A 14,024-nucleotide genomic window follows, 5' to 3' on the forward strand; every position below is an offset into this window, starting at 1 on the left:
TTCAGCTCGGATGGGGAGCTGGAACCCTTTGGCTCTGAGCTACAGGCATACGCCCGCCACTGGCGCGGCCGATGAGCGCCGGATCGCGAAGCGATCGGGCCGGGGCGCAGAGAGGGGCTGGGGTGAGGGCAATCAGCTCCAGTCGAGGATCGGCCAGCCAGCTTCCTCAGCGTGGGCCCGCAGGGTCGGGTCGGGGTTGACCGTGTGCGGGTTGGCAACCCGCGTGAGCAGCGGCAGGTCGTTGCGCGAGTCGGAGTAGAAGTAGGCGCCGTCGAGGCTTTCTGCCTGTTCGTCCATCCAGGCGTTCAGGCGGGTCACCTTGCCTTCGCGGTAGGTCAGCACGCCGCGGGTGCGGCCACTGTAGCAGCTGTGTTGTTCCTCCAGGTCGATGGCCAGGACTTCTTCCACGCCCAGGCGCTCGGCGATGGCGCTGACCAGGAAATGTGCCGAGGCGGAAATGATCAGGATGCGATCACCGGCGGCGCGGTGCCGGGCCAGGCAGCGCATGGCATCGGAGTGGATCAGCGGCTCGACCACATCTTCGACGAAGGGCCCGACCACGAACTCCACCTCTTCAGCGGTGCGACCCACCAGCGGCGACAGGCTGAAGGCCATGTAGTCCTCCATGGCCAGCTTGCCTTCGGCATACAGCGCCATGAGTTCATGGTCCTTGCGGACGAAGGATTCCCCGTCGACCCAGCCCAGTTCGGCCATGTGGGCGCTCCACAGGCTGGCGCAGTCGCCGTCTATCAGGGTGTCGTCAAGGTCGAAGATTGCCAGGGCCATCAGGCCACCTCCCGTATTGCGTGGTCGTCTATGCGCAGACCGATGCGTTGGCCTTTGCGGTGCAGATCTTCGGCGGAGCGGTTGAGTACGTCCACCACCAGTTCCACGCCGCGAGCCTCGACGCGATAGCGCACCACGTTGCCCAGCAGGCTGTGGCTGCGCACTTCGGCCTCGATGCCGCCTTCCTGGCTGAGAGCGATGGCTTCCGGGCGGATGGCAATGCGGCCGTTCACCGGGCGTTGCAGCAGGCGACTGGCGGCGTCGGCCTCGAGCAGGTTGTAGTTGCCGATGAAACCGGCGGCAAAGGCGTCCACCGGCGCGGTGTAGAGGGTTTCCGCGTCGCCGCTCTGAACGATGCGCCCGGCGTTCATCAGGAAGATGCGGTCAGACAGGGTCAGGGCTTCTTCCTGGTCGTGGGTGACGAAGATGGTAGTCAGCCCCAGTTCCTGCTGGATGGCGCGGATCTGCTCACGCAGGTGCTTGCGGATGCGCGCATCCAGCGCCGAGAGCGGCTCGTCCAGCAGTAACAGGCGCGGGCGCGTGACCAACGAGCGGGCCAGGGCCACGCGTTGGCACTGACCGCCTGAGAGCTGGTGCGGGTAGCGCGTGGCGAAGTCCGACAGCTCCACCATGGCCAGCACTTCGTCGACCCGCCGTTTGCTGTCGGCGGCGCTGACTTTCTGCATGCGCAGGCCGAAGGCAATATTCTGCTGCACGTTCATGTTGGGAAACAGCGCGTAGCTCTGGAACACCATGCCGATGCCGCGCTTCTGTGGCGACACGGGCACCAGGTCCTGGCCGTCCAGCAGGATCTGTCCGCCGTTCACCTCGGTCAGGCCGGCGATGCAACGCAGCAACGTGGATTTGCCGCAGCCGGAGGGGCCAAGCAGGGTAACGAATTCGCCCTTGCCGATTTCGCAATGGATGTCGCTGAAGATGGCGGTCTGGCCGTAGTGCTTGTGCAGGCCACGGATGGAAAGAAAACTCATGCGTTGTCCTTGTTCATACGGTTGGCTGCCCAGGTGAACAGCAGCACGAAGAAGAAGTAAGAGATCACCAGGGCGCTGTTGAAGTGGCCACTGCTGTTGCGCATGTTGTTCAGGTAGACCTGCAGGGTCTCGTAGCGGGTGCCCACCAGCAGGTTGGCGAAGACGAACTCGCCGAAGAGGAAAGAGAACGACAGGAACAGCGACACCATCAGGCCCTTGCGCAGGTTGGGCAGCACCACCAGGAAGGCGGCCTTCCAGCTGCTGGCGCCGAGCAACTGGGCGGCGTCCATCAGGTCGCGCAGGTTGATCGCCTGCAGGTTGTTGGTGATGGCGCGGTACATGAAGGGCAGGGCGATAGTGAAGAAGCAGCCGATCAGGATCCAGGGCGTGCCCACCATGGCCAGCGGGCCGGAACCGTAGATCTGCAGCAGCCCCACCGAGGACACCACCGGCGGCACCGCGAAGGGCAGCAGGATGAGGATATTCATCAGGCCGTCGAGCCGGGGGAAGTGGTAGTGCACCACGAACAGCAGCGGCAGGATCAGCACCACCGACAGGGCCAGGGCGCCGAAGCACACCAGCAGCGATTGGCCGAAGGCGGTGAGAAAACGCGTGTCGCTCCACAGCGCCAGGTACCACCTGAGCGTCAGCCCGTCCGGGAGGATGGTCGCCGACCAACTGGTGGACAGCGAGTAGAGCAGGGTGCCGGCCAGCGGCAGCAGCAAGATCAGGAACAGCAGCCAGACCACCGTGCGGTGGTAAAGACCGGCGTTGCGGGATTCAGCGCGCGACATGGTAGCTCCTCTTCAGCAGCCACTGGTGCACCACCGTGATCAGCGCCATCAGCCCCACCAGCACCATCGCCAGGGCGCTGGCCAGGTTGGGGTTGAGCGCGATATCGCCGGCGACCATGGCGGCGATGCGGATGGTCAGCACGTTGAAGTTCCCGGTGGTCAGCGCGTAGACGGTGGCATAGGCGCCCAGGGCGTTGGCCAGCAGGATGACGAAGGTGCCCAGCAGCGCAGGGGTCAGCACCGGCAGGCCGATGTGCCGCCAGAACTGCCAGGGGCTGGCACCCAGCAGGGCGGCCGACTCGCGCCAGTCCTCGCGCAGGGCGTCGAAGGCCGGGTAGAGCAGTAGCACGCCGAGGGGAATCTGGAAGTAGGTGTAGAGCACGATCAGGCCGGTCTTGGAGTAGAGGTTGAAGTCCTCGATCACGCCGGACTGCTTGAGGAGGATGGTCAGCGCACCGTTGAAGCCGAGCAGGATGATGAAGGCAAAAGCCAGCGGCACACCGGCGAAGTTGCTGGTCATGTTCGAGAAGGCCATGACGAAGTCGCGCAGCTTCGAATCCACCTTGCGCAGCGAATAGCTGCCGACCACCGCGATAACGATGCCGATCAGGCTCGACCAGAAGGCGATCTGCAGACTGTGCTTGATGGCCTGCAGGTAGAACTTCGAGCTGAACACCTTGGCGTAGTTGCCCAGGCCCCAGCCTTCCGGCGTGTTCAGGCTGTGGATCGCGACCCAGGCCAGCGGCGCGATCTGGAACAGAATGAAGAACAGGGTGAAGGGCAGCAGGCAGAGCAGCGCCAGCCATTTGCCCCGGTTGGTTGAATTCACTTCAGCAGCTCCCGGCAAATGGCCTTGTCATGGGCAACCCCGAGCAACTCGCAGACGGTGCCGCACAGTTCGGTCTGCTTTGGCTGCGCCGTGGTGTCCAGGCTGAAGGCGTCGCCCAGGACGAACATCGGCACTTCACGCTCCTCGGGGAGCATGCCGTTGTGGGAGCGGTCGTTGTTCATGCCGTGGTCGGCGGTCACCAGTACCTGGTAGCCGGCATCCAGCCAGCGCTGCAGGTACTCGGCCAGCAGGATGTCCGCGACCCGCGCGCTGTTGCGGTACTGGGGTGAGTCGAGACCGTGCTTGTGACCGGCGTCGTCCACGTTCATCGGGTGCACCAGGAGGAAGTCCGGGTTGTGGCGCAAGCGCAGGCTCTCGGCATCCGCGAACAGGTGCGAGTCCGGATAGTGGTCGGCGTAATAGAAGTGGCCATGCTGGATCGGCAACTGCGGGGCCTCGGTGTGGCGGTCGCGTGCGGCGTTGAAAGGCGAGTTGTTGTACAGCTCGCTGACCCAGTGGTACGCGGCGGCGGCGGTGGTCAGCCCGGCGGCACTGGCGTAGTGGAAGATGCTGCGCTCCTTCGACAGGCGCGACACATCGTTGTGAACGATGCCGCTCTGGATCGGTGGAACACCGGTAAGGATGCATTCGTAGAGCGGGCGGGACAGCGCCGGCAGCTCGCACTGGAGCTTGTACAGCACCGCCTTGCCGGCTCCGCACCAGGCCTGCAGGTGGCCCAGCGCGTGCCGGGCCACCTCGTAGTTCAGGCCATCCAGAAGCACGAGGATGACTTTGTTCTTCATCATTCCATCTCGATGATCACGTGCTCTTGCCACAGTTGCGGCAGTGCCTTGGAGGTTTCTTCCCAGGCCTTGGCATCCTTGATCGGCTGGACCTTGGCGTACTGCGCGTTAGGCAGCAGCTTGGCCTGGACCTCGGCTGGCAGGGTCAGATGCTCGGCGCGAATCGGGCGGGCGTTGCCTTTGGCCAGGTTGATCTGGCCGGCGTCGCTGAGGATGTACTCACGCGTCAGCTTCGCCGCGTTGGGGTTCTTCGCGTACTTGTTGATGATGGTGGTGTAGCCGGAGATCACCGAGCCATCGGAGGGGATCAGCACGTCGAATCGGCTGGGGTCGATCTGGTCGCGGTAGGACAGGCCGTTGAAATCCCAGACGATACCCACTTCCACCTCACCCTTTTCCAGGGTCTGGATGGTCGGGTTGGACAGCGACAGGCGGCCCTGTTTGGCGATTTCGGCGAAGAAGTCCAGGCCCGGCTGGATGTTCTTCTCGTTGCCGCCGTTGGCGATGGCGGCGGCCAGTACGCCGTTGACGGCCTGGGCGGCGGCGCTGACGTCACCGATGGCGACCTTGTACTTGCCTTGCTTCAGGTCGGCCCAGGACTTGGGCGCTTCCTTCACCAGTTGCTTGTTGACGATGAAGGCGATGGAGCCGGTATAGGCCAGCATCCAGTGGCCGTCGGCGTCCTTGGCCCAATCGGGGATCTGTGCCCAGGTGCTGGGCTTGTACGGCTGCGTCACGCCCTGCTGGACGGCGATGGGGCCGAAGGCCGCGCCCACGTCGCCGATGTCGGCGGTGGCGTTGTCCTTCTCGGCGGCGAACTTGGCGATTTCCTGGGCCGAGCTCATGTCGGTGTCGACGTGCTTGAGGCCGTACAGTTTGTTGAGGTCGACCCAGGTGTCTTTCCAGTTGGCCCAGCTGTCGGGCATGCCCACGCTGTTCACCGCACCTTCCTTGCGAGCGGCTTGTTCGAGACTCTTCAGATCTGCATCGCTTGCCATCGCCTGGGTTCCCAGGACGATGGCCGTTCCCATCAGTGAAGCCAGCAGCAGGCGTTTCATGTGAAGCTCCTTAGCAGGTTTGGAGGTTGGTCTAGATCAGCAAGACCCAGGCCAAATCTAAAAGCCTTGGATGACGGTTTGATTTCAGGGTCTCCGCCCGGTATGGCGGCGGCAAACGCCTGAAAAGCGTAGACCATGGCTAAGTGACTGATTCGGGAGGCTGTCGCGATTGGCGATGGCATGGCGTGTGCAGGCGTGCCTGACTGTCATCCCGCAGTCATCTAGGCTGCCTAGGATGGCCGGAAAGCCCGGCCATGACGCACCCTTGTGGTGCTGGTCTATTCCAGATTGGAGTTTTTCGATGCGCGACGAGGCGCCCCGCACCCTGACCGCCATCTGCACCGCCCTGCAGGCTCAGATCGAACACGGCCTGCTGCCCCACGGCAGCAAGCTGCCAGCCGAGCGCAAGCTGAGCGAGCTGTTCGATACCACCCGCATTACCCTGCGCGAAGCGCTGGGGCAACTGGAAGCCCAGGGGCTGATCTACCGCGAGGAACGTCGTGGCTGGTTCGTTTCACCGCCCCGAGTCGCCTACAACCCCCTGGTGCGCAGTCACTTCCACGCCATGGTGGCCGAGCAGGGACGCACACCGGCGACCGAGGTGTTGGGCGCGCGACTGATTCCGGCCAGTGTGGAAATCTGCGAACTGCTGGAGCTGCCAGCACTGTCCAGCGTCTACCAGATCCGTCGTGCCCGCCGCATCGACGGGCGCCTGGTGCTCTATGTCGAGCACTACCTCAACCCGGCCTACTTCCCCGGCATCATCGATTTTGACCTGACGCGCTCGCTCACCGAGCTGTACGACAGCCAGTACGGCATCCGCTACGGGCGAGTACGCTTCGACATGGTGCCCACTGCCCTGCATCCGGAGGCGGCGGCGCCGCTGAAGGTGTCAGCCGGCAGCCCGGCCCTGCGCATTACCCGGATCAACCGTGACCAGCACGGCAGGCTGATCGACTGCGACCTGGAGTTCTGGCGGCATGATGCGATTCACGTGAGCGTGGAAGTGCCGGAGTAGGGCGCCTTGTAGGTTGGGTCGGGCGGCGTTCCGCAGAGGAACGAAACCCAACATTCCGTGGCCGATGCCGGGACCGTTGGGCCTCGCTGCGCTCGGAACCAACCTACGGGGCGGCTACGCCGCCCTTTGGCGAATGAATCGCCCCCTACAGGATGAAGGGATTGCCCCTCAGGCGTAGTTTTCTGGCGACAGCTTGCGCTCGACCAGTTCGATCAGGATATGCAGGACCTTGATGTGCAACTCCTGCACGCGGTCGGCGAAGTCGCCGCCGGGGGCGCAGATGCAGACGTCGGCCAGGGCTTCCAGGGCTGAACCGGGCTTGCCGGTCAGGGCCACCACCTTCACGCCGATGGCGCGGGCGGCTTCGGCGGCCTTGATCACGTTGGGGCTCTTGCCGCTGGTGCTGATGGCGATCAGCACGTCGCCCGCACGGCCGTGGGATTCCACGTAGCGGGAGAAGATGTAGTCGTAGCCGAAGTCGTTGGCGACGCAGCTGATGTGGCTGGCGTCGCTGATGGACACGGCGGCGATGCCGGGGCGGTTCTTGCGGTAACGACCGGTCAGCTCCTCGGCGAAGTGCATGGCATCGCACATCGAGCCGCCGTTACCGCAGGAGAACGCCTTGCCCTTGTTCTCGAAGCTTTCGATCAGGAGTTCGGCCGCACGCTCGATGCTCTTCAGGGCCTGCTCATTGGCGATGAAGCGGTCCAGGGCGGTCCTGGCTTCCCCCAGGCTGTTGCGGATATGGCTGAGCATGCGGGCTTCCTTCCTTAGCAGGGCAGGTCGTGGCTGGAGTAGAAGGCGGCCAGCACCTTCACCAGGTGGGCCAGGTCATGGCTGCCGGCCAGTTCGCGAATGGAGTGCATGGCGAAGGTCGGCAAGCCGATGTCCACGGTGCGAACCCCCAGCTGGCTGGCGGTGATCGGACCGATGGTGGAGCCGCAACCCATGTCGCTGCGGGTCACGAAGCTCTGCACCGGCACTTCGTTTTCCAGGCACAGGTGGCGGAAGAAACCGGCGGTTTCGCTGTTGGTGGCGTAGCGCTGGTTGCTGTTGACCTTGATCACCGGGCCGGCGTTGAGTTTCGGGCCGTGGTTGCCGTCGTGCTTGTCGGCGTAGTTCGGGTGCACGCCGTGGGCGTTGTCGGCGGAGACCAGCAGGGAGCGCTGGATGACGCGCGCGAAGGCGTCTCCTTCCGGCAGTACGCGGCGCAGGATCTGTTCCAGCATTGGGCCGTCGGCGCCACAGGCGGAGCAGGAGCCTACTTCCTCGTGGTCGGTGCAGACCAGCACGCAGCTTTCGTCGGCTTCGGCGGCTAGCAGGGCCTGCAGGCCGGCATAGCAGGACAGCAGGTTGTCGAGCCGCGCACCGGCGATGAAGTCGCCGCCCAGGCCAATGACTGCGGCGCTCTGGGTGTCGTAGAAGGACAGCTCGTAATCCAGCACGGCGTCAGCGACGACGCCGTGTTCCAGGGTCAGTTGCTCGGCCAGCAGGTCGCGGAAATCACGGGCTTCACCCGCGGCCAGTTGTGCCAGGATCGGCGGCAGTTCGGTCTGGGCATTGATGGCCCAGCCCTGGTTGGCTTCACGGTTGAGGTGAATGGCCAGGTTAGGGATCACGGCGATAGGGGCCTGGAAATCGACCAGCTGGCTTTCCACCATGCCAGCGGCACGGTAGGTGACGCGGCCGGCCAGGGACAGGTCGCGGTCGAACCAGGGCGCGAGCAGGGCGCCGCCGTAGACTTCCACGCCCAGTTGCCAGAAGCCCTGCTTGTGCAGTTCCGGATTCGGTTTGACCCGCAGGCAAGGGCTGTCGGTATGCGCGCCGACCAGGCGCAGGCCGCCTTCGAGGACGGGGCGCTTGCCGAGCTTGATGGCGACGATGGAGGAGTCGTTGCGGGTGACGTAATAACGCCCGCCGTTTTCGATGCGCCAGGCCTCGCGTTCATCGAGGCGCACGTAGCCGGCGGCCTCAAGGCGCTTGGCCAGGCTGCGGGTGGCGTGGAAGGGGGTGGGCGAGGCCTTGAGGAAATCGATCAGGCCCTGGTTCAACTCTTCGCGCATTGTGGGACTCCGGACAGCAGTGGTCGGGAGTTTATCCCATCGCCCCCGGTGATTAGGAGGGCGACCAGCGGTGAATTTTCGCTAACAGGCCGATAGTGAGGGCTGCCGCCTGTACCTGTGGGAGCGATTTCAATCGCGAATGAATTCGCTCCCACAGGGACGGTGGCTCTGGTCAGAGCCGCCGGGCGACCACCGAGAACAGGTGCCAATGCTTGTTGCGGCCCTTGGCGGTGATGCCGTCTTCTTCCTTTTCTTCCAGCATCAGCACGTCCCAGCCGGTCAGCAGTTCTTCCAGCTGCCGGCGGCGCAGGATGGTGATGCCGTTGTCCGCCCAGTCATCCCGTTCGCCGAACAGGTGCCCGGCGAAGAGGCCGCCCACCGGCAGCGCGTTGCAGATGCCCTGCCACAGGTTGGGAAACGCGGCGGGAGGGCAGAGGGGCAGGGCGAAGCTGGAGTTGACCAGGTTGGCTGGCGGTAACGGCATGGACTCGAAGCGACAGCAGAGGCTTTCCAGCCGCACGCGCTTCTCTTCGTCCAGCTGGGCTTGGAGGCGGGCCAGGGCCTCGGGTTCGGCATCCACGGCCAGTACTCGCCAGCCTCGTCGGAGCAGTTCCAGGGTGTCGCGCCCTGCACCGCAACCCAGGTCCAGCGCATGGCCGGGCGGCCCGCTCCAGTTCTCCAGGGCGGTGAGCAGGGTAAAGCGGGCAGGTTGGCCCTCGGTGGCGTTGTAGAACTCGGTGAAGGCCATGATTTCCCCGAATGCGCGCAAGCCTTTTTCTTGAGCCTAGGTCAGAACGGTGCCGGGCACTCGAATCGCAGGCGCTCGCCCGTCTGCGGATGGGTCAGGCAGAGCAGGCTGGAGTGCAGACAGAGCCGGTCGTGAGCCGCCAGGGCCTCGGGGTTGGCATAGAGGCGGTCGCCCAGCAGCGGATGGCCGATGGACAGCATGTGCACGCGCAACTGGTGCGAGCGGCCGGTAATGGGGGTCAGCTCGACGCGGCAGTAGTGCCCGCAGCGCTCCACCACTTGCCAGAAGGTCAGGGCGTGGCGGCCGTGTTCAAAGTCCACCACATGGCGCGGCTTGGTCGGCGGGTCATACCGCAGGGGCAGCTCGATGCGGCCGCTGTCCAGCTCCGGTTGGCCCCAGCAGAGGGCGGTGTAGGCCTTCTCGGTTTCGCGGTCATGGAACTGGCGGGACAGCTCCCGGTGGCTGTCGGCATCGCGCGCCAGCACAATCAGTCCGGACGTTTCCCAGTCCAGCCGGTGGACGATGCGTGCCTCCGGGTAGCCGTTTTCCTGCAGGCGAGTGATCAGGCAATCCTTGTTGTCGTCGGCGCGGCCGGGCACCGAGAGCAGGAGCGTGGGCTTGTTCACCACCAGCAGGGCGTCGTCCTGGTGGATGAATTCGATCTGGGAAAGCGGCATGGGAGTTCCGGAAACGCCGACGGCGGCCAAGGCCGCCGTCATTGCACAGCTGCGTCGATCAACGATCGGGCAGGGTGATGTTGAGCTCGAGGATGGAGCAGCTGCCCTGGTCCTCCAGTATGACCTGGACTTGTTCCTGGTCGATGTTGACGTACTTGCGAATCACATCCACCAGATCCTTCTGCAGGGCAGGCAGGTAATCCGGTTGGCTACGCTGGCCACGTTCGTGGGCAACGATGATCTGGAGTCGTTCCTTAGCGATCGAAGCGCTGTTCTGCTTCTTCCGCTCGCGAAAGAAGTCGAAAATGTTCATTCACGGCCTCCGAACAGGCGTTGTAAGAGTCCTTTCTTCTGCACGTCGAGGAAGCGGTGAGGCAGTTCCTTGCCGAGCAGGCGGTCGACGGCATCGCTGTACGCCTGGCCGGCGTCGCTCTGGTCGTCGAGGATGACCGGAATACCCTGGTTGGAGGCCTTGAGTACCGCCTGGGATTCCGGAATGACACCGAGCAGGTTGATGGCGAGGATTTCCTCGACGTCTTCGACGCCGAGCATTTCGCCCTTGGTAACGCGCTCGGGGTTGTAGCGGGTCAGGAGCAGGCGCTCCTTGATCGGGTCTTCGCCCTTCTCGGCGCGACGGGACTTGCTGGCCAGCAGGCCGAGCATGCGGTCGGAGTCGCGAACGGAAGAGACTTCCGGGTTGGTCACGACGATCGCCTCGTCGGCGTAGTACATGGCCAGGTGGGCACCTTTCTCGATACCGGCCGGCGAGTCGCAGACCACGTACTCGAAGTTCTGCGCCAGTTCCTCGATGACCTTGCCGACGCCTTCGAGGGTCAGCGCGTCTTTGTCGCGGGTCTGGCTGGCCGCCAGGACGTAGAGGTTTTCCAGGCGCTTGTCTTTGATCAGGGCCTGGGTGAGGGACGCTTCGCCATTGATGACGTTGACGAAGTCGTACACCACGCGGCGTTCGCAACCCATGATCAGGTCCAGGTTACGCAGGCCGACGTCGAAGTCGACGATGACGGTCTTGTGACCGCGCAGTGCGAGACCGGTACCGATGGCGGCGCTGGTGGTGGTTTTACCCACACCACCCTTGCCGGACGTGACAACGAGGATCTTGGCCAAGGTGATTCACCCCAAATGATAAGAAAGTCGGGAAGTTATCGGCCCATCCGAGCCGTCCGTCTTCCCTTTCATGTCCCTGAAAATTCGCGGCAGTATCCGTTAAAGGCGGGTGATGTTCAACACGTCTCCCGACAGGCTGACTTGCACCGGCTGACCCCAGAGCGGATCACGTCGCAGGTCGTCGGCAACCTTGTACTGACCGGCTACCGAAACCAGCTCGGCGGCCAGCTGGCGGCAGAAAATTCGCGCCTTGGCATCGCCCTTGATGCCGGCCAGGGCACGGCCGCGCATGGGACCGTACACATGGATGTTGCCGTCGGCGAGAAGTTCCGCCCCGGGACTGACCGCGGCCAGGACCACCAGGTCGCCGCCGGGCGCATAGATCTGCTGGCCGCCACGCACGGGGGTGGTGATGATCTTGGTGGGTTGCACCTCGGGCTTGGGCGGTTCGGCCGGCTTTTCCGGCTTTTTCTTCACCTCGGGTTCCACCGGGTCGATGAGTCGTTCGCGGGCGCCTGACGGTGGCAGCACCGGGATGTCCAGCGCGTCGGCGGCGGCGATGTGCTCTTCGCGTTGGGCGCGGATGGCCAGCGTGCGCAGGCCGTGACGGCGGCAGGTTTCCAGCAGGGCGGGGAGATCCAGCGGCGGCTCGCCCTCAGGCAGCTTGTCCAGCGCCATCACCAGCGGGGTGTTCTGAAAGAAGTTGGGGGCCTGGGCGACTTTTTCGTCCAGCTGCCGATTGAGGCGTGCGAGGTCGTTGTGGGCCAGTTCCATCACGGTGATGGCGAGCATGCTGCCCTTGAGCTGGAACACAGGTTCTTGGTCGAGAAGGTCGGCTTGGCTCATGGTCTGCCTGCAATCGTGAATGGCGAGGACTTATAGCGAGATCGCCCGGCGCTAGCAAGCCGGAGGGTGCAGCGCATTTGGAGTAGAATGCGCGGTTTTCTCGCTCAAGCGGATTCAGAGATGGATAGACCTCAATTTCGCCCACAGTTCCTCCACCCGCGCTATTGGGCGCTGTGGCTGGGTCTGGGCCTGCTCTGGCTGATCACCCTGTTGCCCTACCGGGTGCAACTGGGCCTGGGGCGCATGCTGGGGGCGTTGATGCTGCGGGTGGCCGGTTCTCGGCGCAAGATTGCCCGGCGCAACCTGGAGTTGTGCTTCCCGGAGTTATCCAGCGTTGAGCGCGACCGGCTGCTTCAGGACAACTTCGCCTCCACCGGCATCGCCTTCTTCGAAATGGCCATGAGCTGGTGGTGGCCCAAGCCGCGGCTGGCCCGGCTTGCCCATATAGAAGGGCTGGAGCACCTGCAGAAGGCCCAGGCGGACGGGCAGGGGGTGATCCTCATGGCCCTGCACTTCACCACTCTGGAAATTGGCGCGGCGCTGCTCGGCCAGGTGCACACCATCGACGGCATGTACCGCGAGCACAAGAATGCGGTGTTCGACTTCATCCAGCGTCGCGGCCGCGAACGCCACAACCTCGACGCCACTGCCGTCGAGCGTGAGGACGTGCGCGCCATGCTCAAGGTGCTGCGCGCGGGACGTGCCATCTGGTACGCGCCGGACCAGGATTACGGCCGCAAGCAGAGCCTGTTCGTGCCGCTGTTCGGCATCGAGGCGGCCACCGTTACCGCCACCACCAAATTCGCCCGCCTGGGGCGCGCCATTGTCCTGCCCTTCACCCAGCGCCGCCTGGACGATGGTTCCGGCTACAAGCTGGTGATCCATCCGCCGCTGGCCGACTTCCCCGGTGAAACGGAAGAGGACGATTGCCTGCGCATCAACCACTGGGTAGAAGGTGCGGTGCGCGAGTGCCCCGAGCAGTACCTCTGGGCCCACCGCCGTTTCAAGACCCGCCCGGAAGGCGCGCCCAAGCTTTACTGAAACCTATACTCGCAACAGACCGCCCGGAGAGTCGTCCATGGAAGCCAGCGCCACCGCCAAGAAGCCCGTGACTGGGCTGATCCTCTCGGGTGGCGGTTCGCGGGCGGCTTATCAGGCGGGCGTGCTCGGCGCCATCGCCGACCTGCTGCCGGATGCTGCCTGCAACCCTTTTCCCGTGATTGTGGGGACTTCTGCCGGGGCGGTGAATGCCGTGGGCCTGGCCTGCGGTGCGATGCATTTCAGCCAGGCGATCCGCCGCCTCAACAGCGTCTGGCAGGGCTTTCATTGCGGGCAGATCTACCGCAGTGACTGGCCTGGCGTGATTCGCCAGAGCTCGCGCTTCTTCGGTCACAGCCTGCTCGGTCTTGGCCGTGACATCCCGGTGGCGCTGCTGGACAACGCCCCGCTACGCGAACTGCTGGCGCGTGAACTGGACTTTACAGGTATCTCCGCCGCCGTCCGTACTCGCCAATTGCGTGCCGTGGCGGTGACCGCCTTCGGCTACGAAACCGGCCAGGCGGTAACTTTCTACCAAGGACGCGCCACCATCGATCCCTGGTTCCGCCATCGCCGCGTCGGCGTACCGACCCGGCTCGGCGTCGAGCACCTGATGGCCAGCGCCGCAATTCCCCTGTTGTTTCCGGCCGAGCGTCTGGGCCGCGAATACTTCGGCGACGGCGCGGTACGCCAGACGGCCCCGATCAGCCCGGCGTTGCACCTTGGCGCCACTCGGATATTGGTGGTAGGTGTGAGCGGCAACCCTTTGGGCATGAATCCCACCCAGGAAATGACGCAGGCCCAAGGGGGGCGTCCGCCAACCCTGGCGCAGATCAGCGGGCATCTGCTGAACAGCACCTTCATCGACAACCTGGAAAGCGATATCGAGTTGCTGGAGCGAATCAATCATATGAGCCGAGCCATTCCGACCGAGGCTCGGCCGCGCAATCTGAGTTCGGAACAGGTGGACGTGCTGGTGATTTCGCCGAGCCGGCCGCTGGACGAAATCGCCGCTCGCCACCGACGCGAGATGCCCCGCGCTATTCGCACCTTCCTGCGTGGGCCGGGAGCGACCCGGGCAAGCGGCGCGGGTGTGCTCAGCTACCTGCTGTTCGAACCGGGGTATTGCAACGAGCTGATCGAACTGGGTTACCAGGATGCCATGGCCAAGCGCGCCGAACTGCAACGCTTCCTCGGCCTGGAGACAGCGCCGGTACACCCGCAGGTGACTCCGGCGCTCTGATCCGGCG

The 14,024-nt window shown here is 64.4% G+C and carries 16 protein-coding genes; 3 read left to right on the forward strand and 13 right to left on the reverse strand.

What is annotated here, in order from left to right; translation table 11 throughout:
• Nucleotides 1–132: 132 nt before the first annotated feature.
• Genes THL1_RS06725 through THL1_RS06750 form a run of 6 tightly spaced genes read right to left on the reverse strand, consistent with a single transcriptional unit; the run spans nt 133 to nt 5,259 of the window.
• Nucleotides 133–786: an HAD family hydrolase gene (locus THL1_RS06725; RefSeq protein WP_069082532.1), complete on the reverse strand. Its 654-nt coding sequence runs from the start codon at nt 784–786 to the stop codon at nt 133–135.
• Nucleotides 786–1,775, reverse strand: a complete 990-nt coding sequence (locus THL1_RS06730; protein ID WP_069082533.1) for an ABC transporter ATP-binding protein — start codon at nt 1,773–1,775, stop codon at nt 786–788. Before THL1_RS06730 ends, THL1_RS06725 begins: the two co-directional genes overlap by 1 nt.
• On the reverse strand, nt 1,772–2,569 hold the full coding sequence (locus THL1_RS06735) for an ABC transporter permease (protein WP_069082534.1): 798 nt from the start codon (nt 2,567–2,569) through the stop codon (nt 1,772–1,774). The genes THL1_RS06730 and THL1_RS06735 overlap by 4 nt, the downstream gene beginning before the upstream one ends.
• A complete protein-coding gene (locus THL1_RS06740) occupies nt 2,556–3,398 on the reverse strand; it encodes an ABC transporter permease (protein WP_069082535.1) in 843 nt (280 codons plus the stop codon). Before THL1_RS06740 ends, THL1_RS06735 begins: the two co-directional genes overlap by 14 nt.
• Nucleotides 3,395–4,201 (reverse strand): alkaline phosphatase family protein, encoded by an 807-nt coding sequence (locus THL1_RS06745; protein WP_069082536.1) that lies wholly within the window; start codon nt 4,199–4,201, stop codon nt 3,395–3,397. Before THL1_RS06745 ends, THL1_RS06740 begins: the two co-directional genes overlap by 4 nt.
• On the reverse strand, nt 4,201–5,259 hold the full coding sequence (locus tag THL1_RS06750) for an ABC transporter substrate-binding protein (RefSeq protein ID WP_069082537.1): 1,059 nt from the start codon (nt 5,257–5,259) through the stop codon (nt 4,201–4,203). The genes THL1_RS06745 and THL1_RS06750 overlap by 1 nt, the downstream gene beginning before the upstream one ends.
• A gap of 301 nt (nt 5,260–5,560) precedes the next feature.
• Here THL1_RS06750 and THL1_RS06755 point away from each other — a divergent pair, with 301 nt between their 5' ends.
• A complete protein-coding gene (locus tag THL1_RS06755; protein ID WP_069082538.1) occupies nt 5,561–6,277 on the forward strand; it encodes a UTRA domain-containing protein in 717 nt (238 codons plus the stop codon).
• A gap of 168 nt (nt 6,278–6,445) precedes the next feature.
• On the opposite strand, the gene lpcA is transcribed toward THL1_RS06755, so the two are convergent.
• From lpcA to minC, 7 genes are all read right to left on the reverse strand, one after another.
• The gene (gene lpcA, locus THL1_RS06760) at nt 6,446–7,033 is read right to left on the reverse strand and encodes a D-sedoheptulose 7-phosphate isomerase (protein ID WP_069082539.1); all 588 of its coding nucleotides are present in this window, start codon (nt 7,031–7,033) and stop codon (nt 6,446–6,448) included.
• Between the two features lie 14 nt (nt 7,034–7,047).
• A complete protein-coding gene (locus THL1_RS06765) occupies nt 7,048–8,340 on the reverse strand; it encodes a M18 family aminopeptidase (protein ID WP_069082540.1) in 1,293 nt (430 codons plus the stop codon).
• A gap of 172 nt (nt 8,341–8,512) precedes the next feature.
• Nucleotides 8,513–9,109: a class I SAM-dependent methyltransferase gene (locus tag THL1_RS06770; protein ID WP_335721490.1), complete on the reverse strand. Its 597-nt coding sequence runs from the start codon at nt 9,107–9,109 to the stop codon at nt 8,513–8,515.
• Between the two features lie 20 nt (nt 9,110–9,129).
• Complete coding sequence (locus tag THL1_RS06775; protein ID WP_069082541.1) at nt 9,130–9,765, reverse strand: pseudouridine synthase; 636 nt, start codon at nt 9,763–9,765, stop codon at nt 9,130–9,132.
• 58 nt (nt 9,766–9,823) lie between these two features.
• Complete coding sequence (gene minE, locus THL1_RS06780; protein WP_069082542.1) at nt 9,824–10,078, reverse strand: cell division topological specificity factor MinE; 255 nt, start codon at nt 10,076–10,078, stop codon at nt 9,824–9,826.
• Entirely contained in the window at nt 10,075–10,890 is an 816-nt protein-coding gene (minD, locus tag THL1_RS06785) for a septum site-determining protein MinD (protein WP_069082543.1), read from the reverse strand. The genes minE and minD overlap by 4 nt, the downstream gene beginning before the upstream one ends.
• A 99-nt stretch (nt 10,891–10,989) precedes the next feature.
• Nucleotides 10,990–11,736 (reverse strand): septum site-determining protein MinC, encoded by a 747-nt coding sequence (gene minC, locus THL1_RS06790; protein WP_069082544.1) that lies wholly within the window; start codon nt 11,734–11,736, stop codon nt 10,990–10,992.
• A 120-nt stretch (nt 11,737–11,856) separates the two neighbouring features.
• Here minC and THL1_RS06795 point away from each other — a divergent pair, with 120 nt between their 5' ends.
• Together THL1_RS06795 and THL1_RS06800 are read left to right on the forward strand one after the other, a co-directional pair.
• Nucleotides 11,857–12,777: a lipid A biosynthesis lauroyl acyltransferase gene (locus THL1_RS06795; RefSeq protein WP_069082545.1), complete on the forward strand. Its 921-nt coding sequence runs from the start codon at nt 11,857–11,859 to the stop codon at nt 12,775–12,777.
• A gap of 37 nt (nt 12,778–12,814) precedes the next feature.
• Nucleotides 12,815–14,017: a patatin-like phospholipase family protein gene (locus THL1_RS06800; protein WP_069082546.1), complete on the forward strand. Its 1,203-nt coding sequence runs from the start codon at nt 12,815–12,817 to the stop codon at nt 14,015–14,017.
• The last annotated feature ends 7 nt before the right edge of the window (nt 14,018–14,024 follow it).

The sequence above is a fragment of the Pseudomonas sp. TCU-HL1 genome (assembly GCF_001708505.1).
Lineage (GTDB): Bacteria > Pseudomonadota > Gammaproteobacteria > Pseudomonadales > Pseudomonadaceae > Metapseudomonas.